The organism is Clostridioides sp. ZZV15-6598, assembly GCF_020657705.1.
GTDB lineage: Bacteria > Bacillota > Clostridia > Peptostreptococcales > Peptostreptococcaceae > Clostridioides > Clostridioides difficile_F.
The window spans coordinates 1-23,167 of sequence record NZ_JAGWCS010000003.1; the positions used below are offsets into that span (position 1 = coordinate 1).

The window sequence follows — 23,167 nt, forward strand, 5'->3', positions numbered from 1 at the left end:
AAAATAAAAGTATTTTTGTTTAAAAATTTAATTTAGCTTATAATATAATCTATACTAGTAATAATACAAAAATTTAGGAGATAAACTTTATGGAATACATAATTTTCGATTTGGAATTCAACCAAGGATTTGACAAAAAACTCAATAAAACTGTGTCCAATGAAAAATGTCCTTTTGAAATTATACAAATAGGAGCAATTAAACTGGATTCTAAATTTAATATAGTAGATACATTTAATAGCTATATTAAACCTACAATATACAAGGCAATGCACCCTTTTATTAGTCGCATGACTAATATCAAAGACTCTGATTTTAACGATTCACCTACTTTTCCTGAGGTCTATAACAATTTCATAAAATTTATATCATCACAAGACCCTATACTATGTGTTTGGGGAGTTGGAGATTTAAAGGAATTATATAGAAATATCAATTATCATAAGCTAGCATCAGATATTTTACCTAAGTCTTATATTAATATTCAACAACATGCATCTAAATACTTTAATAATCCAGCAGGGAAAAGTATTGGCTTACAAAATGCTATTTCTATATTGGAACTTGATGAAAAAATGTCTTATCACAATGCTTTAAATGATGCATATTATACAGCAAAGGTTTTTATTAAGATATACAATCCAAGTATAGTACCTGATATATATGTGTACACAAATATTAAATCTAAATCTATAAAGTATTCTAATAAAAAAAGAGTTGACTATGATAAATTATTTGATGAGTTTAAGAAAATTCTAAATCGTGATTTGACTAAAGACGAGAAAAAAATTATTAATTTAGCTTACAATATGGGAAAAACAAATCAATTTGAATTAGAAAATTGTAAGCAAAGAAAAAATAAGTGAAATTTTTCTAGGTTAAAAACAGGCATGTAGATTAAAAGAATAATTAAATTTACATCTACAGCCCAATTTTTATCCTGATTAAACTTCTATCTTATCTCTAATTCTACTGGACAATGGTCTGACCCCAATACCTCAGTGTGTATATTTACATTTGTCAATCTATCTTCTAGTTTTTTGGATGCACAAAAATAATCTATTCTCCATCCAGCGTTATTTTTTCTTGCATTAAATCTATATGACCACCAACTATACACTCCTTCTTTATCAGGATTAAAGTATCTATATGTGTCTATAAATCCACTATCTAATAATTTAGAGAATTTTTCTCTTTCTTCCTTCGTAAAACCTGCATTCTTTGTGTTGTTTTTAGGATTTTTCAAGTCTATTTCTTTATGTGCAACATTCATATCTCCACACACTATTACAGGCTTATGATTATCTAATTTAACCAAATAATCTATAAAATCATCTTCCCATCTAGTTCTATATTCTAATCTCTTTAACTCAGATTGAGAGTTTGGCGTATATACAGTAACAAAATAAAAATCTTCAAATTCTAAAGTTATAACTCTACCTTCCTTATCATGTTCTTCTATATTTATTCCATACATTACTTTTAAAGGCTCTTTTTTTGTAAATATAGCAGTACCTGAATAACCTTTTCGCTCTGCATAATTCCAGTATTGAAAATAACCTGGCAAATCTAACTCTATTTGCCCTTCCTGTAATTTAGTCTCTTGTAAACAAAATATATCTGCATCAATATCTCTAAAAAAGTCTAAAAATCCTTTCCCAACACATGCTCTTATCCCATTAACATTCCACGATATAAATTTCATATTCCACTCCTCATCTAAATAGTAATTTTCTATTAGTTTTTTCATTTATTTTTCTATTTGTTTTTATTTTAACATTAATATACTATAATTTTATTTTAAAATCATTATTTCTTTAATACCTAAAAAATATATACTTTAATCAAATTTTAATTTTTTTGTTAATTCTTCAGGATTCATTGAAGAAACATACATATTTGTTCCAAGTTCAAATCCTCCAAGGTTATACTTTCTTGGTATTATGTGCATATGAACATTAAAGTATGATTTTGTTTCAATTTTTGTTGGATGAGTATGAATACATAAGTTAAATGGCATATATCCATTTATATTATATAATTTTTTAAATAATTTTTCGAATATCATAGAAATCTCTTTTATATTGTTATCTGTTAATTCATCAAACTTTATGTTGTCTTTAAATATTACCCTTACTTCTCCACTGTATTTAGTTGCATAGGGTATAATTACTAAAAAAGCATCTCCATTATAAACTACTCTTTTATTTAAACTTATTTCATTTTCTACCAAGTCATTATACAAAGAGCTTTTATTGCTATCATAATACTCTTTTGAAACCAACAACTCATTTGTAATTTCAGGTGGAATAAAAGACATAGATAGTATTTGAGCATGTGGATGCATCAAAGATGCTCCAGCCTTTCTCAAGAAATTTTTAAAAATACTCACATATTCTACTTTGTCATCTTTCGACAAATCTTTAAATCTATTTCTATACATAAAAAAAACATCTTCAAATTCTTTTTGATTCATATTGTAAAAACTGCTGTTATGTTTATTACTTTCTATCATTACCTCATGAATACCATATATATCTCTTGCTAAACCATCAATTATAGGAAATTTATTATATATAGATTTTACAAGCCAACCTTCGTCATCTTTTATTTCAAATAGCGTATCCGTTGCATAAACTTCATTTCCCTTGCAAAATGGGCATCCTTCATCGTATTCATTAGTCTCTTCTTCATCATTTGGTACATCAATTGTATCTAATGGCCTTTTCAACCTATCAGTAGCAAATATAACAACATCATTAGTAATTGGATCTATTCTTAATTCTCTCATAATTAACACCTCTTAGTTAATAGCCTTTAATATAATTATATGATATTTATTGTATCTGTTAAATAAATTTATAATATTTTTTATAATTTTACATATTTAGTATTAGGTATTTTAAATTTGTAATACAAAAAAATATAACTAATATATCCATATATTATCATACTATAAATAAGTTTATGTACATATAATTTATTAGTATAAATATGAGTATTTCACTCTAATTTGTTAAAAGTTTATTTTAAAGCTATATTAATTTTTTTTGATGATTTTTACCTATAAGTATGTTATTATTATCTTGTAAAGATGTCTTGTATTCCAATATACAATTTACATAATACAATATACGTACTTAAATTAAATAGGGGGTATTAAAATGAATTATTCAAACAGAGTTAGTGCAATGCAAGCCTCTCCAATCAGAAAACTTGTTCCATTTGCACAAGCAGCAAAAGATAAAGGAATCAAAGTATATCACTTAAACATAGGTCAACCAGACATAAAAACTCCTCAAGGGTTTTTTGATGCTGTTAAAAACTTTGATAGCGAAGTTTTAGAATATGCTACTTCTGAAGGTATTCCAGAATTATTAGAAGCACTTCAAAATTACTACAAAACTTACGATATGAATTTTGAAAAAGATGAATTATTAGTGACTAATGGTGGTAGTGAAGCTTTACTTTTCACTATGATGGCTGTTTGTGACCCAGGAGATAATTTATTAGTTCCAGAACCATTCTATACTAACTACAATGGATTTGGTCAATGTGTAAACGTGGAAGTTAATGCTGTTACAACAAAAGCAGAAAACGGTTTCCACCTTCCATCAAAAGAAGAAATAGCTTCTAAGGTAGATGATAGAACTAAAGCTATAATTCTTTCTAACCCAGGAAATCCAACTGGTGCAATTTATACAAAAGAAGAACTTAATATCCTAGCTGAAATAGCTAAAGAAAAGAACCTATGGATAATAGCAGACGAAGTTTATAGAGAATTTGTTTATGATGGACTTGAATACACTAGCTGTGGTAACTTAGAAGGTGTACAAGACAGAGTTATAATAATAGACAGTGTTTCTAAGAGATACAGTGCTTGTGGTGCTAGAATTGGTTCTATTGCTTGTAAAAACAAAGGACTTATAGCTCAAATACTTAAATTATGTCAAGGAAGACTTTGTGTTCCTACATTAGAACAAATAGGAGCTGTTGAATTATACAAAACTCCAGTTTCTTACTTCAAAGAAGTTAATGAAGAATACAAAAAAAGAAGAGACGTATTATACAATGAATTAATGAAAGTTGAAGGTGTTATCTGTAAAAAACCAACTGGTGCATTCTATATAGTTGCTAAATTACCAGTTGAAAATGCAGAAGATTTCACAGTTTGGATGTTAAAAGAATTCAACAAAAATAATGAAACTGTTATGGTTTGCCCTGCTGAAGGATTCTATGCTACTCCAGGTTTAGGACGTGACGAAATAAGATTAGCTTACATCTTAAATGAAACTGACCTTCATAGAGCTGCTACATTATTAAAAGAAGGTTTAGAACAATATGTAGCTTTACACAAATAAATTTTAAAAATTTACCTTATGTAAATTTTATTAGATAAAAAATCCCCTTTTCAACCAGTATTTGAAAAGGGGATTTTTCATAGTTTCCTATTTAAATTCATCTTTATTTAATATATATTGAAGAGTATTTATTGCTCCTAGATAGTTCTTTCTATCTTCTTCAGTTAGTCTAGAAAGCTTTTCTTCTAATCCATCACTTAATTTATCCATAAAATCAGAAGCTATCTTATCTCCTTCTTCTGTAATATCAATTAAATACTTTCTTCTATCAACTAAATCTCTTTCTCTTGTTACATACTTCTTTTCTGTTAAATCATCTACCATACTAGTTAGACTGCCTTTTTCTATATTTAATTTAGAGCATAAATCAGTCATGCTTATTACTCCATAATTTCTTATAAATACTAATGCTCTTAATTGTGTTTTATTTACATTATAGTCTGGTGCGAATTTTTTTAGGTCTTCTAAATATAAACTAGAATAAATCTTAGGAAATGTTTTTACCAAAAAACTTATAGTATCTTTTACTACGTATTTCATACAATCACCTCGGTTGTTTTAAAATTTATTAAATTATCTAACTAACTTTATTTCAGTTTACATTAAAAATATTGCAAGTACAATAGTTTTTGAATAATGATTAAATTTAATTAGTAATCTTATTGTTTTTCTTATTTTTAACTATATTTTTCTAATTAAATATTATTTATATAGCTATTTTATTGAATTCATGATATAGTAAGTAAGGAAGAACTCTTCACAGCGGTGAAGAGCAGACGCTAGCCCATTAAAATGGCTATCTTATTTATAAATAAGATAGCCATTTTTAATTATATTTTATCCATAAAACTTAAACTCTTAAATCCACATCTACTTTTCCTAAATCTTCTTTATAATCTTTTATAGCTGGTTCTACAACTTCATTTACAAATTCCACAACCTGTTGTGGAGCTCTACCTATAAAGTTTTTTGGGTCCATTATAGATAGTATTTCTTCCTTGCTCATTTTAAATGAATCATCATTCATTATAAGCTCAATTAAATTATTATCTTTACCTTCATGTTTAACTCTATAAGCAGCTTTCATAGAATATTCTCTTATTATCTCATGTAATTCCTGTCTATCCCCACCTCTTTTTACAGCTTCCATAAGTATTGTTTCTGTAGCCATAAAAGGAAGTTCTTCATTTACACGTTTATTTATCATATTTTCATATACTACTAACCCATCAGTTACATTTATACCTATTTCAAGTATAGCATCTGCTGCCATAAAAGCTTGAGGTATAGCTAGCCTTTTATTTGCTGAGTCATCTAATGTTCTCTCTAACCATTGAGTAGCCTGTACCATTGCAGGGCTTATAGATTCAGATATTATATATTTAGATAAAGAAGCTATTCTTTCACTTCTCATTGGATTTCTTTTATAAGCCATTGCTGATGAACCTATTTGATTTTTTTCAAACGGCTCTTCTAATTCTTTTAGACTTTGTAAAAGTCTTATATCATTAGTCATTTTATGCATACTTTGAGCTATTCCTGATAATACACTTATTACTTGATAGTCTAGCTTTCTAGTATACGTTTGTCCACTTACTGCATAAGAAGAACTATATCCCATTTTTTTGCATATTTTCTTATCTAACTCTTTTACTTTTTCATGGTCTCCTTCAAATAAACTTAAAAAACTTGCTTGAGTTCCAGTAGTCCCTTTAACTCCTCTTAATTTCATATTGTCTATTCTATAATTTAAGTCTTCTAAATCAATGATTAAATCTTGAGCCCACAAACAAGCTCTTTTTCCTACTGTTGTAAGTTGTGCTGCTTGAAAGTGTGTAAAACCAAGAGCTGGCATATCCTTATACTTAAGTGCAAATTCTTTTAAGTTATTTATTAAATTTACAAGCTTTACTCTTAAAAGTTTTAAGGCTTCATTCATTTGTACAACGTCTGTATTATCTCCAACATAAGCAGATGTTGCTCCTAGGTGGATGATTCCTTTAGCTTTTTCACATTGTAAACCATACGCTTTTACATGAGACATTACATCATGTCTTACTTCTTTTTCTATTTTTCTAGCTTCATCAAAATTTATATTATCTATATTAGCTCTTAACTCATCTAATTGTTCTTCAGTTATATTGATTCCTAACTCATGCTCGCCTTCAGCAAGAGCAACCCATAATCTTCTCCATGTAGAAAATTTAAATTGTGGAGAAAATATATAACTCATATCTTTACTACAGTATCTATCTGTAAGCGGATTTGAGTACGTAGTATATTTGTTATCTATCATTATATTAGCACCTTCCTTAAATCTTTTGTTGTATAGTTATTATGTACATATTAGTACATAAATAATTATATATAATTTTACGAACTATAACAAGACTTTTTTATTTTTTGTTCATATTTATATAGAGTATTTTTTATGTGCTAATACTTTTTATTTATATCTAGATTATCTTTTTCGATTAAATAATCTACAATCTCACTATCAACAAAATTCAATACATATTTATATCTAATTGCATAGTATTTATCACTCCAGCCAAGTTGATTTTTTACGTCACTCTCATCTGCCCCAAGTCTTAAACTTATTGCTGCAAATGAATGTCTAAAATCTCTTGCTGAATATTGAGAAAGTCCAGCTAAATCTAATGCTTTTTTTACTATCAATCTGACATTTCTGTCTGTTATAGAATTGCTTTTTTGAGTTGTAAAAATAAAATCATCATTAGGTATTATTACTTCCGGAAGTCCAGAATAATTTCTGTAGTCTTCTAAAAGCCTAAAAAAGTATGGATGTAACTTTACTACTCTCTCTTTTCTTCCCTTTCCTAGTCTAACATACGAGTTATCGTTTTCATCTACCATAAGGTCTTTCCACTTTAAGCTAACTAATTCATTTAATAAACACCCAGTAGTAACTAGACAGACTATTATTACTCTATCTCTTATATTCAGTTTTGGTAAAATACCTATAAGCTTATTTATTTCCTGTATGCTTAAAACATCATCCTTTGTCTTTATTCTAGTTACTGTCGGTTTTTCTACATGTCTAAATGGATTTATATCTATATATCCTTCTTTTTTTAAGAAGTTATAAAAACTATGTAAATAACTATATATCTTTTCACAAGTTGATTTTGCATATTTAGTTTGTATATAGTCCACAAAATTTTTACAATCTTCCTTTGTTACATAAATTAATTCTTTTCCTTTTAAAAACTCTTTAAATAGCATAACCTTTGATAAATAATCGTGTTTTGTATTTGGGTTTAATTTTGTAGAAAAAACATTAAAAGTTTCATACTCATAATCATCCAATATTTTCGTACTATACATAATAACTCCTTTCCTTTTCATAAAATAAAATAGTTATACTTTTACTATACCATATATTTCCCCTTCTTATATACCCCTTATTCAATAGACAAGTTTCAAGTTTATTTTTTTTAATTATGAAGGTTTTATGAAAATATCAATCTTTCATTGTGCACTACACAGTACTGTGGTATTATAAGTTAGTAAAAGATGGCATATTTTATTAATATTTGAATAAAATATGCTACTATAAATTTGTATTGGAGGTATTTAAATTTGGAAACATTTAGTTTGCTTGAAGTTTTTAAAGCAGTCATTTTGGGAATAGTTCAAGGAATCACAGAATGGCTACCAGTAAGTAGTACAGGGCATATGATATTAGTTGATGAGTTTATAAAATTGAATTTTTCATCTACATTTATAAATACATTTTTGGTTGTAATTCAATTTGGTTCAATATTAGCTGTACTTGTTATATTTTTTAGGAAGTTAAATCCTTTTGATAGTGCAAAGAATACTAAACAAAAAAAAGAAACAGTTCGCTTATGGCTTAAGGTTATAATTGCAGTTATACCATCTGGAGTTATTGGGATACTGTTTGAGGATGATATAGATAGACTATTCTTCAATTCAACAGTGGTTGCTATTGCCCTTATCGTATATGGTATAATAATGATAGGACTTGAAAGTAGAAATAAAAGACCAAAATATAAAGATTTTTCTCAAGTTACATATAAACTAGCTCTTTGTATAGGTTTATTCCAATGTCTAGCTCTTATTCCAGGTACATCTAGATCTGGTTCAACTATAATCGGTGCAGTATTACTTGGTACTTCTAGATACGTAGCAGCAGAATTTTCATTCTTCTTAGCTATTCCTACAATGCTCGGAGCTAGTGCATTAAAACTTTTAAAAGCTGGCTTTGGATTTACTGGATTTGAATGGCTTATTTTGGGTGTTGGCTCTGTAGTAGCTTTTGTGGTTTCAATCGTAGTTATTAAGTTTTTTATGGATTATATCAAAAAACACGATTTCAAAGTCTTTGGTTATTATAGAATAATTTTGGGTATAGTTGTTCTTGGTTATTTCTTTTTATTCTAGAGTATTTTAATTTAATGACAAATGATAAGGAGAAAAATTATGAGTGTTAAAAAGGAAATATTTGATTGGATTAAGTCAATAGCCATGGCTATTGTACTTGCATTTGTAATATTACAATTTATAAGACCTTCTATTGTTAGTGGAGAATCAATGTATCCTACTTTAGATGATAAAGACTATCTAATTTTAAATAGAATATCATATAAAGTTGGTAAACCTGAAAAAGGTGATATTGTAGTTTTTAAAACTAATTTAGTTGATGGAGATACTGGAAAGAAAAAAGATTTAATAAAGAGAGTTATAGCTACAGAAGGCGACAGTATAAAAATATCCAATTCTAAAGTATATGTAAATGGCAAATTACTAACTGAACCATATATACATAATAATTATACTTCTGGAGATATAGACACAGTTGTTCCAAAAGGAAAGTTATTTGCAATGGGTGATAATAGAGAAAATAGTAATGATAGTAGATTCCCAGATGTAGGCATGGTTGATGAAGATGAAATTCTTGGGAAAGTCATGGTAAGATTATTACCTTTTGATAATATTGGAAAAGTAAATTAAAAAAATAAGAGACTGAGTTGGTAATATTTATTTTACACAATTCAGTCTCTTTTAATTTTTTGAATTCAAAATACTTTTTATTCCCTATCTTCCTTTGATTCTGTAATAATTCTTATTATATCACTTGCATCTTCATTAAAAGTTGTTACTATACTTAGATAATCAGTGGCCCTACTCATAGCCAAATAAACCTTATTTAAATCACCTACAAAGTCATTTACTTGATAATCTTGCTCTGTATCATTTATTGTTTGATTATATAACATTTCTAACTCACATATTATTATAGCCTTATATTCTAAATTCTTTATTGTATATATATTTGCTATTGTCGTTCCTATCTTCTTGCTTATGTTTGTTAAGTTATCTTCTGCACATATATAAGGAATTTGTGCTTCTTCTAATGCCTTTTTTAACATGTATTGAAAATAAATAGTTTTTCCACTTTTTAATTTCTTCTTGTTATAAGGATATACAATAGCAACTTCAGAATAATCAAGACCTTTTTTGCCTATCAAATATTCAATTTCCCATATTACAGAACTTATTTGGTCGTCTAAGTCACTTACTTTTATTATATCAACCGACTTATTACCACCTCTAAGTGCTTTTGTATTAAAAAAAGTATTAAACTTTGTATTAGGTCTTAATTCATTAATATAAGCATTAGAATGATTTGAAAAATTATTTGTAAAATCAACAATTTCTTTAGCTTGCCTATAATTTTTATTTAATATGATTTTATCATCAAACTCTATATTACTATATAGTTTCCTAAATATATTTAGTCTATTAAAGATATTTAAAGAGTTACAAGAATACACATTAAATATGAATTTTGTTTTATATAAAAACTCTCTTATAAAATCTATTTCATAATCTAAAAAACTTTCTGCTTCATCAATAAAAATAGCCTTAAACATGTTTTTATTCTTTATAATGTTTTGTGCTTGCTTTACAAGATTATTAAATGTTTTTTCATAATCATTTTTTAACATATTGTAGTCAATAATTAGATTATATTTTTTAGCTAATTTAAATATAAAAGAGCTAAATGTATGAACTTCTAAATTGTTGTTATCTTTATATAATAATTCAATTCTTTCTCGAAGTTCATTACATAGTTGTTTTGTATGTGTAAATATTAGTAATTTATGATGTGGATATACTTTTGCCAGTTTTATAGCTCTAGAAAGCATATTTGCAGTTTTCCCTATACCAGAACCGCCTTCAATAAGCGTATTTCCATATTTAATAGAAATAGCATCTTTAATTTGAACTTCTTCCATCATAGTTGCTGTATACTTATAGTCATCATTGTAGAAGGAAATTTTTTTAAATTTTTCGTTTAGGTGAAGTGTGTCATTTATTATATAGTATTCTGAACATATATCTAATAAAAATAAATTTAAATTTATTTCATCATTTTTTTCCTTAAGATATTCATCCAGTGAAGCACTAGCCATTATATCTTGAAGCTTATTTTTATCTATTATATTATTATTCACAAATTCTTCAAACTCATAAGCTTCGTCTACTTCAACATATGGCATAATATAAACATAATTATAGCTTATATTTCTATTCTTTTGTCCCATTTTAAGTTTCAAAAGTTCATATTCCTCATGCATAACTTCAAGTAACTCTTCTTCCAAAATAAAATATATATCTTCTGTTGTATCCATAAATTTTATAAATAAAATTTTTCCATCTTTTACATACAACAAGTCAGTATTTATTCCTTTAAAAGGAGTAACTTTTGGCACTACTTTAACGTCCTCATTGATATTTTCGTAAAATACTTTCTCGAATTCTTTCAATTTCAGGGCGTCTAACTGAGAGTTTATATTTATGTATTGGCTCACTTACATTACCTCCTTCTGTTATAATTAATTATACCATTTTAAACTATATTTTTATATATACTTTTTATAGGCAAATTTCGTAAATAAATTCAAAATAAGTACAAATAAATACAAAACTATTAAAGAAAATTTGCAATAAGTATAGATATATATAACTATAAAATACTTTATGATAGGTACTGACAAAATAAACTTCATAAATATTTTTTAAATAATAAATAAAATCAACTCTAAAAAGGTAAAATTTCTTTAACTAGTGACTTATATTACTCAATTATATAAAAATTAATGAACAAAAAATTTTAAAACCTGCTAAAAAACAATCCATTTTTATTAGCAGGTTTTATTTAAATTATTTTTCTACAAAAATATTAAAGTTTGATATATCTGTGTAAACTGCATAAAAAACAGGGTAACGATTTTGGTATAGTTCATTTACAAACTTACCTTGCATTCTCACAGGGAAATAGTGACCATCTGTATGACGGAAGTTAAAAATCACTTCAAAAGTTTCTCTCTTAGGTATTGCTTTATGCAGTGTATCAAGTACAACCTGTAAATCCTCTGGTGATATAGGTGAAAGTACATCAAAATCTTTAGATGAAACGTTTTTAGCTGAGTAACCAGTAAACTCAAGCATTTTTTGGTTAAAGTAAAGCAGTTTCAAATTTTCCATACAAGCAAATTTTGCAATCCCATCAGTAGACATCTCCAACAATAATTTTGCATCTCTAGTATCTATATGAAATGATATACCATCAATAGAATCATCACCAAAAATATGGAAAGAATTTTTTCCATGACCCTTTGCATAGTAAAGTGCCTGGTCTGCTTTTTCATAGAGTTCAGAATACTTACAGCCATGTTCAGGATATATCGCCACACCAATGCTACATGAAATAGAAAATTCTTTATGTTCAGCAAAACGTTTCTGGTTAATCTTAGAACAAAAACGCTCTAATTTATCCATAATTATATAATCACTGCTATTGAAATCTTTTATCAACACAACAAATTCATCTCCACCAATACGTCCAACAATATCATCTTCACGAAATTGAGACTTTAATTCCAATGCAAATTCACTTATAATAAAATCTCCAAATGCATGACCATATTTATCATTTACATTTTTAAAATCATCAATATCGAAAATTAGAAAAAAATGTTCCGAATTTTTATTTTTATCACTTTTTAAAAATGTACTAATAAAGTCCTCTGTTACTCCCTTATTATAAAGACCAGTAAGAGAATCACGTTGTGAACGCTCAAGAAGCAACAATTCTCTATTTTTTTCTTCATCTATATTTTCACGATAAGAAATCATACGAACAGATTCATCTGACGTCCAAAAGAAAATTCTAGCAGTAATCCTCATCCAATGATAATTTTCTTCATCTGTTTTAATTAAAAAATCATAGCTTATGTTATTGATTCCGCTATTATAACACTTAAGAACATTTTCAGGTAAAAATGTATCTAAGTAACCTTGTGCGTACTCTTCTTTAATTTGCCCTTTAGCAATTATATATAGTGCTTCATCATATGGTGTGCTAAGACCTAAGCCAAACTCTTGAAAATATCGATTTGCATCTTCACAACCAGCTCTATTATTAGTAACATCAATCTCAAAAATATTTTCATAGAGATCTTCAGTGGATTTACTCAATAACTTTTGATACTCTAGTTTCTGAGAAGAGCTGAGCTTAATTATTTGTTGCTTGTATTTCTTAAGCACACGTGTAATTGTAAAAAGTACAAATATTATAATTAAAATTATAATTGCAATTCCTTTTAAAAATTGTATTTGAAGTTGTTTACTCATTGCAGTCAAATCATTTTCCAAGACAAGATGCCATTTTAAGCTTGGGACATACTGATATACGACATAACTTTTTAATTTTTCTGATGAATTCCAAAAACTCTTCTGTTCTTTTTTGTTGTTCAAGATTAAATCTTTTGAAGCAGATAAATTACTACTTTCATCTTCAAATAAATTAACATGTTCATGGCCTGTTTTCCCAGATGATAATTGAACAAATCCTTTATCATCAATTAGACGTGCTACAACATCAAACTTTTCATCATATTCTTTAAGCAACATTTGTAATGAATCAACTTTTAATCCAACCCCAATAATTCCCATAGTTGACCCATTCTCATCTTTTATCTTACAATTTACAAATACAGTAATACTATTGTTACTTGCCTCATCATTATCAACATTTAACGAATATTCCTCATCCTGTTTTAAAAAATCATAATACCACTGATTCTCTGAATTATCAGCATTAAGTGTCCTATCAAGTCCATTAAAATGATAATAATTATTTGTCTTGGTTGAAACTAAAAAAACAGAATCATAGGAATATTTATTTCTGTATGTATTTAAGTAATCCTGTAATTTATAAACAAATTCCTTATCATTTATATGTTCTTTCTCACTATCTAAAAAATTTTTTAGTAGACTATCATTTGCCATGGTAAGAGATACATTTATAGGTTGTGAGAGAAGTTTATCTATCTGATAATAAATACCTTCAGCAGCTAATGTAGATACGTGCTCAATATCATTTTTAAAAATGTTAGTATTAGATTGGTATCCAATCACAGAAGTAGCTATAAAACCAATAGTAATAATAACGCAAACAATAACATTTGTATGTAAAAGTGTATTTTTTTTCATCATGTATCCTCTCTTTCATCATCACTTTGGCTCATTGTATTTTCAACTTTTTAGTACTCACAATATAATTAATTTTAATCAGCAAACTATCTCAAAAACTTAATTTTATTTCAAGTACTAAAATATTATTTTTTCATAAATCAATATTAATGCATAGATATTACATACAAAAATATATAAATTGCTTATCTAAATCATTTTTAATAATATAAATATATTATATAAATTTTATTTATTATTATATATTTTTAATATTTATATAATATATTAATATAATCGATAATGCACATCCAAAGCACATCAACAAAACAAAAAACTTAAGGACTCCTCCTGTCTAAAAACAGATTCTCTATCTTTCACAATTATAATTAAAAGTTTTTTGATACAGCATACCTGTAGTTAATTCTGCCCAGCTGTAATTTGTCATGTATTCTCCAGCATATGTGTTAACTGCCATCATATCCCACCTTAGCATATTATAATAATCACAATCAAATTTTGTAATATTTACTGCAAGACTATTCCATTTTTTAATAACTATATATTCAATTTTTGCATCCTTCATAGTTTTCATCAGATGTGATATAACAGTTTGCGTTTGGTTTTGCAAAGAACGGTTGTATTCTTTGTCCTCCCAAAGTACTGCTGCAATTTCAGCAATAGTCACACTTGCGCCTTTCCTATCTACTAAATAAGCAAGTAATTCTTTTGATTTTGCTCTAGTAAAAGTTAATGGCTTTTCATCTACAAATACCTCAAAGTTACCAAATGTATGAATAAATATATGGCTCTTATGCTCCAAAACAACAGGAGAGCGTAAATTTTCTATTTCTTTCTGAATTCCTTCTATTGTAACAGGCTTGAGAAGATAGCCACTAGCATGCATTGAAAATGCATCTAACGCATACTCTGAATAACCAGTTACAAAAATAATATTTATGTTTGGCAAAATTTCTTTTGCTAAACATGCAAACTCTAATCCATTCATACTGTACATCTCAATGTCAAGAAATGCAATATCTACATAATGTCTTTTTAAATATTCTAATGCCAACTTAGGTTCATCAAAAAGAGTGATTTTTTCAATACCAGAAATATATATTAATTTTTCATTCATATTTTTAAGAGCAATTTGCTCATCATCCACAACAATTATATTCATAATTTTACTCCTTTCTAATAGGAATGATTATTGTTACTATTGTACCTTTTCCTATACAACTTTCTATATTTAAATTTCCATTACATTGTGTCTCTAATCGTCTTTTTACATTTTGAATCCCAATATGGCTTTTTCCATCATTTGCTCTTTCAAAGGGTCGGAAACCTACTCCATCATCTTTTATAACAATATAAATGTTATTTTCATCCTTGGATGTTGATACTATAATTGTTCCACCTTCTTTTTGTTTTGTAACACCATGTCGTATTGCATTTTCAACAATTGGTTGTACAGTGAGAACAGGAATAAAAAAATCAGTAATTGTAAGCTCATAATGGATTTTTATACGCTCTCCAAAGCGTAATAGCTCTATGTACAAATAATTTTTTAAATGAGCTAATTCTTTTTCAAATGGAATTAGCTTTTTTTGTGTAAGAGAATCCATATTCCCACGAAGATAAGAAGAAAATTTTTCTACTGCATGAACTGCCATGTCAGAATCATGTTTACACAAATATTGAATAGTATTAAGTGCATTATATAAAAAATGAGGCTGTATTTGACTAAGCATTATAGAAATGCGATTTTCCATCAATTCTCCCTCTAATCTCTGTTGAAACTTTTCCTTCCTTTTGATAGACAGCATCATATGCCCAATCTGTAATACAATAGTGGTTAGAAAACCTATACAGAAAAATGGTAAGCTTCTAATGTATATAGTATAATAATTTGCTATTTCTGCAATACCACCTATAGTTGCTGGTAGATAAGCAACCAACGCAATCTTAGCATCAACTTCTCTATATATAATAATTTCTATAACCAAGAACCCCATACCAAGTGATACAATTAGAATACAGATGCTATTTTGTAAAATAAGAAACTCATGCAAATCGTAAATATGTAGTATTTGAAGAATCACACAAAATAGTATGCCAATCATAATTGAATACACACCTAAATTTATAACTTTTAATCTCCATTCAGTTAAGTAGGTAGCCAAATAAAGTATGCAAAACGTTGGAAGTAAAAACTGTGACAGTAATTCCAAAATACTAACAAGAGTTGGAGATTGGATAATAAGAGTAAGTATATTAAAATCCGCTAAACACCAAATTCCACCAAATATAGCAAACCATGATAATAAAAAAATCTGACGTGTTAGCTCACTTTTCAAACAAAACAAAATAATACTTGCAATTAAGCCAAACAATCCAAAAGATATTGTTAACATAGTAAATATAAGACCAATCCTATTTTCATGGAGTGTACTAACAATTAAATCTCCCTTAGAACCAATCTGCATTTCATCAAAAAAACATACTAATTGTAATGCTCGTCCGCTAGGGTACACCCGTTGTATAGTTATCTCAACTAAATCATCAACTGATATTCCATCAGATTTAAAACCTGTCCATAGATGTCCTGTAGACTTTGTTAGTGCATTTTCTGACTCCTCCTGACCTATGGAGAATACCTCTTTATTGGATACATGGATATTAACTTTTAGATGACTGATATGTAATAAAAGTGTCTCTCCTGCTGGAATATTTCTGCTAAAATGTCCACGCAAATAAATAGACTCTTTTCTTATATTATTCAATGAGTCAACATTGATAAATGGATGGAAATTTTCAGAATCAGATGTTCTAAATTCTCCAATAAATGAAACTGGAATAAGATTACTTCGAGGATTTGAATGTTTGTCTGATTTAAAAGCACAAACAAGCAACAGTATTACTGATAAAGTTAGTAATACAGGTAAATAATACATATACCATCTAGATGTTTTCTTTTCCACAATAGTTTCCTCCATAAAATATATGCATATTTTTTATATATTTAAATATATAAAAAAATTATATAACCTAAAAATATTTATTTAAATATAATAGATTATTTTATCACTTCATTATATCAAACAAACTTAAATAATTATACAAACAATGTGTATATAAGAATTAATTTTATTTATTCTTTATAATTAATATTTATTCACCTTATACTTATTTCAAATTATATAATTTTAAACCCTAAAAATTAAAAAGCCACAGGATAAATCATTATATCCTGTGGCAAATCTAAATTTTTAAAAATATTTTTATTATCATTTAGATATTTATATTTTATTTTGCATATTCTATAGCTCTTGTTTCTCTTATTATACTTACTTTTATTTGTCCAGGATATTCAAGTTCATCCTCTATTTTCTTAGTCATATCTCTAGCTAATAAGTGTATTTCTTCATCATTTATAGCTTCTGGTTTTACCATTATTCTAATTTCTCTACCAGCTTGTATAGCAAATGATTTTTCTACACCTTCGTATGAATTAGCTATCTCTTCTAGTTTTTCAAGTCTCTTAATATAAGCTTCCAAAGTCTCTCTTCTAGCACCAGGTCTAGCAGCTGATATCGCATCTGCTGCTGTAACTAATACAGCTTCTACTGTTTGAGGCTCATAATCTCCATGATGTGTACTCATAGCATGTATAACTTCTTTAGACTCCTTATAACGTCTAAGTAAATCCATACCTATTTCAACATGTGTACCTTCCATTTCATGATCTACAGCCTTACCTATATCATGTAATAAACCAGCTCTCTTAGCTAATCTAATGTCTGCGCCTATCTCAGCAGCCATTATACCAGCTATATGAGCAACTTCTATAGAATGTTTAAGGACATTTTGTCCATAACTAGTTCTATAATTAAGTCTACCTAATAATCTTATTAATTCTGGATGAATTCCATGTACACTAGTTTCAAATGCAGCTTGTTCACCATATTCTTTTATAATATTGTCAACTTCTTTTCTCGCTTTTTCAACCATTTCTTCAATTCTAGCTGGATGTATTCTTCCATCTGCTATTAATTTTTCTAGAGCAATTCTTGCAATTTCTCTTCTTATTGGATCAAATCCTGATAAAATTACTGCTTCTGGAGTGTCATCTATTATAAGGTCTATCCCTGTTAAAGTTTCTAGAGTCCTTATATTTCTACCTTCTCTACCTATTATTCTACCCTTCATTTCATCATTAGGTAAGCTCACTACTGTAACAGTAGTTTCAGCTACGTGATCTGCTGCACATTTTTGAATTGCATATCCTATAATTTCTCTTGATTTCTTATCAGCTTCTTCTTTAGCTTGACCTTCTATCTCTTTTATCATTATAGACATTTCACGTCTTACATCTCTCTCAGCATTTGTTAAAATAATTTCTTTAGCCTTATCAGATGTAATTCCTGATATGCTTTCTAATTTTTCCAATTGTTGAGTTTTTATTACTTCAACTTCTTCTTCTTTCTTTTCAACTGTCTTTAGTTTTTCACTTAAATTTACTTCTTTAGATTCTAAATTTTGTAGTTTTCTATCTAAGACTTCTTCTTTTTGTACTACTCTTTTTTCATACTTTTGTACTTCTGTTCTTCTTTCTTTGTTTTCTCTTTCAGCTTCTGTTCTCCATTTATGGATCTCTTCTTTAGCTTCTAATAACTTTTCTTTCTGTACTGTTTCTGAGTCGTGGTGTGCTTTATCTATTATTTCTTTGGCCAAGTTTTCAGCTTGTCCAATTTTTGCTTCAGATATATTTTTTCTAACAAAATATCCAGCTATAATACCAACAGCTGCACCTATTACAATCATTACTACACTATCTATGACATCCACCTCCTTCGTTAATAATCCCAAAATGTCATCACTATGATTAAAAAATATTCCTAATAATTAAAATTAAATTTAGATATTTTATCCTCACTTAATTTTATAATTTTTTCAACATTGTGTCAAGCTAATAGGGAGCGTGGTATGTCCTTATTTAATAGTTATTTTTTTATATTTTCACTTATTTTTCAACAACTTCTTCTGATACCAAAGTACCCGCTTCTTCACTAACCTCATTTAAGTTGTAAAATGTTCTAACTTTTTCATCTATTTCATTAGTTAAATCCATATTATCCTCTAGGAATTTTTTTACATTTTCTCTTCCTTGTCCAAGTTTAGTATCATTGTAACTATACCATGAACCTGATTTTTTAACTATATCTATGTCAGCAGCTATATCTAAAAGATCTCCAATTTTTGATATACCTTCTCCATACATTATATCAAATTCAGATTGTTTAAATGGTGGTGCTACTTTGTTTTTAACAACCTTAACTCTTGTTCTGCTTCCTATAACCTTGTCACCTTGTTTTATTGTGTCTATTTTTCTAACATCCAATCTAACTGATGAGTAGAATTTTAATGCACGTCCTCCAGTAGTTGTCTCTGGATTTCCAAACATTATTCCTACTTTCTCTCTTAATTGGTTTATGAATATAGCAACACAATTTGATTTTTTAATCGAACCAGTTAATTTTCTAAGTGCTTGAGACATAAGTCTAGCTTGTAAACCTACATGAGAATCACCCATATCTCCGTCTATTTCTGCTTTTGGAACCAATGCTGCAACTGAATCTATTACTATTATATCAATTGCACCACTTCTTATTAATGCCTCTGCTATTTCTAAGGCTTGCTCTCCTGTATCTGGTTGAGATATGATTAGATTATCAACATCCACACCTAATGCTTTTGCATATACTGGGTCAAGCGCATGTTCAGCATCTATAAATGCAGCTATTCCTCCATTTTTTTGAGCTGATGCTACACAACTAAGTGCAACAGTCGTCTTACCAGAAGATTCTGGACCATATATTTCAACTATTCTCCCTCTAGGTAGACCTCCTATACCAATAGCTATATCTAAACCGATTGCTCCTGTTGATATAACATCTATAGACATAGACGTTGCTTCTCCCAATTTCATTACTGAACCTTTACCAAAATCTTTTTCGATTTTACCTAAAGCTTCATTCAACGCTTTTAATTTTTCTTGATCTACACTCATCTCTATACCATCCCTTCATTTATCTACAAACATTTGTTCTCTTGTTATATATTAATTATATAACATAAATCAAACCTAGTCAATTTAAAAACGCTCCTAATGATTATATTTTTATTTGCTACATTTTATTTATAAACCATTATCAATAATTATATACACAAAAGAAAATATTACTGAAAAAGAAAAGAGGTATACTATTATAGTATACCCTTTTTTACATTTTTAAAATTTTAAGTTTTTATTTTTTATTTATTAATCAATCATTTTATGTTTATTAAATGCTAATATTCTATTTAGAAGACATGAAAAGTTCTTTATTTTTATATAGATATTCCCATCCAGAATATAAAGTAAGTAGTGTTGCTATAAGTATAAGAATTCCACCTATATTTAGTATTAATTCATTTTCAAACTGAGCTCCTAACAATAAAATTACTACTGATATCATTTGAGTTATCGTTTTAAGTTTTCCACTGCCACCAGCTGCTATTACTTTTCCATCAGCTGCTGCTATAGCCCTCAATATACTAACTGTAAGCTCTCTAGCTACTATTATAATTACCATCCAACTACTTACAAGACCATCTTCTATCATACATGTAAGTGCTGAGATTACTAATAACTTATCTGCCAATGGGTCCATAAACTTCCCAAAATCAGTAACTAAGTTATACTTTCTAGCTATTTTTCCATCTAGTGCATCAGTAATTGAAGCTACTATAAAAATAATACAAGCTAATATAAACTTATTTGGTACATTAAATAACATTATTAAAACAAATACTGGAATTAAAAATATTCTAAACAAAGTTAATTTGTTAGGCAAGTTCATCTACAACATCTCCCATTAAATCGTATTCCATTGCATCATTTATTTGAACACTTACGAATTCTCCTACTTCAAGATTATCTACACTTTTTACATATACTATACTATCAATTTCTTCTGCATCGCCCTGTGTTCTTCCTGTATATACATTATCTTCTATTTGTTCTTCTATTAGTACTTCATATGTTTTTCCTATTTTTTTATCATTAAGTTCTTCAGATATTTTTTGTTGAATCATCATCAAAGTATCTCTTCTTTGTATTTTTACTTCTTCATCTATATGATTTGGTAATTTATCTGCTGGTGTATCTTCTTCTCTTGAATATGCAAAAGCACCTAGCCTATCAAATTTAACTTCTTTGACAAAATCTACAAGCTGTCCAAAGTCCTCTTCTGTTTCACCAGGAAAGCCTACTATTATTGTAGTTCTAAGTATAGCATCTGGTATATTCTTTCTTATAAGTTTAATTTTATTTAATATATCCTCTTTACTAGTTTTTCTATTCATTAACTTTAAAATACTGTTACTTGCATGTTGTATTGGCATATCAAAATAGCTACATATATTATCATGTTCTTTTATAACTTTAATCAGCTCTTCTGTTATTGATTCTGGATATGAGTACATAACTCTTATCCATTTAAACCCATTTATCTTTGCAAGTTCTTCTAAAAGTTCTGGTAATCTTTCTTTCCCATATAAATCAAAACCATACTTTGTAGTATCTTGAGCTATAACTACAAGTTCTTTTACTCCAGATTCAGCCAATTTATTCGCTTCTTTAATTATATCTTCAAATTTTCTACTTCTATATTTACCTCTAAGCTTAGGTATTATACAATAAGTACAATTATTAGAACATCCTTCTCCAATTTTTAAGTATGCCATATAGCTAGGCGTAGATAGATATCTTGGTAAGTCCTCATTAAATACAAACTCGATATCATCAAGACTTACAATTTGATGTTTCTCACTCAAATCTTTAAGTATGTCATCTATATTTTGGTAGCTTCCTGTTCCAACTATTGCATCTATTTCTGGAATTTCAGTTTTTAATTCCTCAGAGTATCTTTGAGCTAGACAGCCTGTTACTATCAACAGCTTTAGATTCCCAGTCTGTTTTAATTCTGCAAATTCTATTATCGTGTCAATTGATTCCTGCTTAGCTGACTCTATAAATCCACAAGTATTTACTATAATTACATCAGCTTCTTCAAAATCTCCTATTAATTTATAACCTTTTTTATTTAAAATTCCCATCATTATTTCTGCATCCACTAAATTTTTTGAGCATCCTAATGATTCTAATGCTATCTTTAACATTTTTTCTCTCCTTCCAATATGCTCTCATATAAGCCTATAACATCTTCTAGGGCTTTTTGTGTGTCATCAAAATTTACAATTTTATTGTACTTATATTTTTCCACTGAATGCATATAAAGTGGGTCGTAATATTCTATAAGATATTTTTTTACAAGCTCTTCATATTTACCTGATTCTAATAAATCAATATATCCATCTACTGCTTTATGACCCAATCTTTTTCTGAATTTATTTATACACTCTTTTAAAACCAATATATTATCTTCATCTTTACCATAAATATAATCTCTACAAAGTCTATTGACTCTATTGTCAATATCACATTCCAGTAGTATATGATACCCATCTCGTATCATTGCGTCGAAGATTTCATTAGGAACTGTGACACTTCCAACTCGCTTACTTTCACTTTCAACAAATATATAATCCTTCTTGGAAAAAAATATATTTTCAAATAAGTTAGTTTCAAAGTTCTTTTGAGATGGTGGTTTCTTATCAAATGTTATAAAACCAAAAGTTGAGCCACTATTTTTAGCCAGACCTTCTAAATCTAATACATCTATTTCTTTTTTCTTCAATAAATGTAATAAATCAGTCTTTCCTGAACCAGTTAATCCATGCACAGATATAAAGTTCTTTGTATTCATTATATTTCTTAAGTAATCCAATACAAAGTTTCTATAAGCCTTATATCCACCTTCAAGTTGATAAACATTTACACCTAACGAGGACAATACATTTACTATACTTCCACTTCTCATTCCACCTCTTGCACAATATATGACAATATTATCATAATTTGCTGCAAGCTCTGCTGCTTGTAAATATATATCTTTTAGCTTATACGATACATAATCAAATCCCTTTTGTATTGCTTCATGCTTTCCCTGCATCTTATAAATAGTTCCAACTTCATTATGCTCATTGTTTTTAAAAATAGGCATATTAAAAGCATTTAATATATGGTCTTCTTCATATTCCCCTTCTGTTCTTACATCTACAAAAACTACTTTTTCTAGCTTAAGTGCCTTTTCTATTTTTATAACTGACAA

18 protein-coding genes are annotated in these 23,167 nt (G+C 27.9%); 4 read left to right on the plus strand and 14 right to left on the minus strand.

From position 1 onward, the window contains the following. Positions 1-89 precede the first annotated feature (89 nt). On the plus strand, positions 90-866 hold the full coding sequence (locus KGF50_RS00815; RefSeq protein WP_227846389.1) for a 3'-5' exonuclease: 777 nt from the start codon (positions 90-92) through the stop codon (positions 864-866). Positions 867-952: 86 nt separating this feature from the next. Here the strand turns inward: KGF50_RS00815 and KGF50_RS00820 are convergent, their stop codons facing one another. After that, complete coding sequence (locus KGF50_RS00820) at positions 953-1,705, minus strand: exodeoxyribonuclease III (protein ID WP_227846390.1); 753 nt, start codon at positions 1,703-1,705, stop codon at positions 953-955. A gap of 135 nt (positions 1,706-1,840) precedes the next feature. Continuing rightward, positions 1,841-2,791, minus strand: coding sequence for a galactose-1-phosphate uridylyltransferase (galT, locus tag KGF50_RS00825; RefSeq protein ID WP_227846391.1), 951 nt, complete (start codon positions 2,789-2,791; stop codon positions 1,841-1,843). A gap of 373 nt (positions 2,792-3,164) precedes the next feature. On the opposite strand from galT, the gene KGF50_RS00830 reads away from it, so the two are divergent. Next, entirely contained in the window at positions 3,165-4,361 is a 1,197-nt protein-coding gene (locus KGF50_RS00830; RefSeq protein WP_227846392.1) for a pyridoxal phosphate-dependent aminotransferase, read from the plus strand. Positions 4,362-4,448: 87 nt separating this feature from the next. Here KGF50_RS00830 and KGF50_RS00835 read toward each other — a convergent pair whose 3' ends face one another. The 3 genes from KGF50_RS00835 to KGF50_RS00845 form a co-directional block, all read right to left on the minus strand. After that, positions 4,449-4,901 (minus strand): MarR family winged helix-turn-helix transcriptional regulator, encoded by a 453-nt coding sequence (locus tag KGF50_RS00835; RefSeq protein ID WP_227827215.1) that lies wholly within the window; start codon positions 4,899-4,901, stop codon positions 4,449-4,451. A 310-nt stretch (positions 4,902-5,211) separates the two neighbouring features. Continuing rightward, on the minus strand, positions 5,212-6,657 hold the full coding sequence (gene purB, locus KGF50_RS00840; RefSeq protein WP_227846393.1) for an adenylosuccinate lyase: 1,446 nt from the start codon (positions 6,655-6,657) through the stop codon (positions 5,212-5,214). 140 nt (positions 6,658-6,797) lie between these two features. Continuing rightward, entirely contained in the window at positions 6,798-7,709 is a 912-nt protein-coding gene (locus KGF50_RS00845) for a tyrosine-type recombinase/integrase (RefSeq protein ID WP_227434244.1), read from the minus strand. Positions 7,710-7,964: 255 nt separating this feature from the next. On the opposite strand from KGF50_RS00845, the gene KGF50_RS00850 reads away from it, so the two are divergent. Both KGF50_RS00850 and lepB read left to right on the plus strand, forming a co-directional pair. Beyond that, positions 7,965-8,789, plus strand: a complete 825-nt coding sequence (locus tag KGF50_RS00850) for an undecaprenyl-diphosphate phosphatase (protein WP_227846394.1) — start codon at positions 7,965-7,967, stop codon at positions 8,787-8,789. 39 nt (positions 8,790-8,828) lie between these two features. Continuing rightward, on the plus strand, positions 8,829-9,359 hold the full coding sequence (gene lepB, locus KGF50_RS00855) for a signal peptidase I (protein ID WP_227846395.1): 531 nt from the start codon (positions 8,829-8,831) through the stop codon (positions 9,357-9,359). Between the two features lie 77 nt (positions 9,360-9,436). Here lepB and KGF50_RS00860 read toward each other — a convergent pair whose 3' ends face one another. The 9 genes from KGF50_RS00860 to mnmH all read right to left on the minus strand — a co-directional run bounded on the left by KGF50_RS00860 (position 9,437) and on the right by mnmH (position 23,167). Beyond that, positions 9,437-11,224: a UvrD-helicase domain-containing protein gene (locus tag KGF50_RS00860; protein WP_227846396.1), complete on the minus strand. Its 1,788-nt coding sequence runs from the start codon at positions 11,222-11,224 to the stop codon at positions 9,437-9,439. A 352-nt stretch (positions 11,225-11,576) separates the two neighbouring features. Next, a complete protein-coding gene (locus KGF50_RS00865) occupies positions 11,577-13,910 on the minus strand; it encodes a diguanylate cyclase (protein ID WP_227846397.1) in 2,334 nt (777 codons plus the stop codon). Positions 13,911-14,259: 349 nt separating this feature from the next. Continuing rightward, positions 14,260-15,072, minus strand: a complete 813-nt coding sequence (locus tag KGF50_RS00870; RefSeq protein WP_227846398.1) for a response regulator — start codon at positions 15,070-15,072, stop codon at positions 14,260-14,262. Positions 15,073-15,076: 4 nt separating this feature from the next. Next, positions 15,077-16,873, minus strand: coding sequence for a histidine kinase (locus KGF50_RS22500; protein ID WP_227846399.1), 1,797 nt, complete (start codon positions 16,871-16,873; stop codon positions 15,077-15,079). Positions 16,874-17,198: 325 nt separating this feature from the next. Continuing rightward, complete coding sequence (gene rny / locus KGF50_RS00880) at positions 17,199-18,740, minus strand: ribonuclease Y (RefSeq protein WP_227434331.1); 1,542 nt, start codon at positions 18,738-18,740, stop codon at positions 17,199-17,201. A 175-nt stretch (positions 18,741-18,915) separates the two neighbouring features. Beyond that, complete coding sequence (gene recA / locus KGF50_RS00885) at positions 18,916-19,962, minus strand: recombinase RecA (protein WP_227434237.1); 1,047 nt, start codon at positions 19,960-19,962, stop codon at positions 18,916-18,918. A gap of 289 nt (positions 19,963-20,251) precedes the next feature. Then, a complete protein-coding gene (pgsA, locus tag KGF50_RS00890) occupies positions 20,252-20,794 on the minus strand; it encodes a CDP-diacylglycerol--glycerol-3-phosphate 3-phosphatidyltransferase (protein ID WP_227846400.1) in 543 nt (180 codons plus the stop codon). Beyond that, positions 20,781-22,115, minus strand: coding sequence for a 30S ribosomal protein S12 methylthiotransferase RimO (rimO, locus tag KGF50_RS00895; RefSeq protein ID WP_227846401.1), 1,335 nt, complete (start codon positions 22,113-22,115; stop codon positions 20,781-20,783). Before rimO ends, pgsA begins: the two co-directional genes overlap by 14 nt. Then, positions 22,109-23,167, minus strand: coding sequence for a tRNA 2-selenouridine(34) synthase MnmH (mnmH, locus tag KGF50_RS00900; RefSeq protein WP_227846402.1), 1,059 nt, complete (start codon positions 23,165-23,167; stop codon positions 22,109-22,111). The genes rimO and mnmH overlap by 7 nt, the downstream gene beginning before the upstream one ends.

Coding starts and splice junctions, on each gene's coding strand:
- pgsA (WP_227846400.1), bottom strand. CDS start 20,794: ATGAACTTGCCTAACAAATTAACTTTGTTTAGAATATTTTTAATTCCA.
- KGF50_RS00820 (WP_227846390.1), bottom strand. CDS start 1,705: ATGAAATTTATATCGTGGAATGTTAATGGGATAAGAGCATGTGTTGGG.
- rimO (WP_227846401.1), bottom strand. CDS start 22,115: ATGTTAAAGATAGCATTAGAATCATTAGGATGCTCAAAAAATTTAGTG.
- KGF50_RS00835 (WP_227827215.1), bottom strand. CDS start 4,901: ATGAAATACGTAGTAAAAGATACTATAAGTTTTTTGGTAAAAACATTT.
- KGF50_RS00815 (WP_227846389.1), top strand. CDS start 90: ATGGAATACATAATTTTCGATTTGGAATTCAACCAAGGATTTGACAAA.
- purB (WP_227846393.1), bottom strand. CDS start 6,657: ATGATAGATAACAAATATACTACGTACTCAAATCCGCTTACAGATAGA.
- KGF50_RS00870 (WP_227846398.1), bottom strand. CDS start 15,072: ATGAATATAATTGTTGTGGATGATGAGCAAATTGCTCTTAAAAATATG.
- KGF50_RS00845 (WP_227434244.1), bottom strand. CDS start 7,709: ATGTATAGTACGAAAATATTGGATGATTATGAGTATGAAACTTTTAAT.
- galT (WP_227846391.1), bottom strand. CDS start 2,791: ATGAGAGAATTAAGAATAGATCCAATTACTAATGATGTTGTTATATTT.
- KGF50_RS00865 (WP_227846397.1), bottom strand. CDS start 13,910: ATGAAAAAAAATACACTTTTACATACAAATGTTATTGTTTGCGTTATT.
- lepB (WP_227846395.1), top strand. CDS start 8,829: ATGAGTGTTAAAAAGGAAATATTTGATTGGATTAAGTCAATAGCCATG.
- KGF50_RS00830 (WP_227846392.1), top strand. CDS start 3,165: ATGAATTATTCAAACAGAGTTAGTGCAATGCAAGCCTCTCCAATCAGA.
- recA (WP_227434237.1), bottom strand. CDS start 19,962: ATGAGTGTAGATCAAGAAAAATTAAAAGCGTTGAATGAAGCTTTAGGT.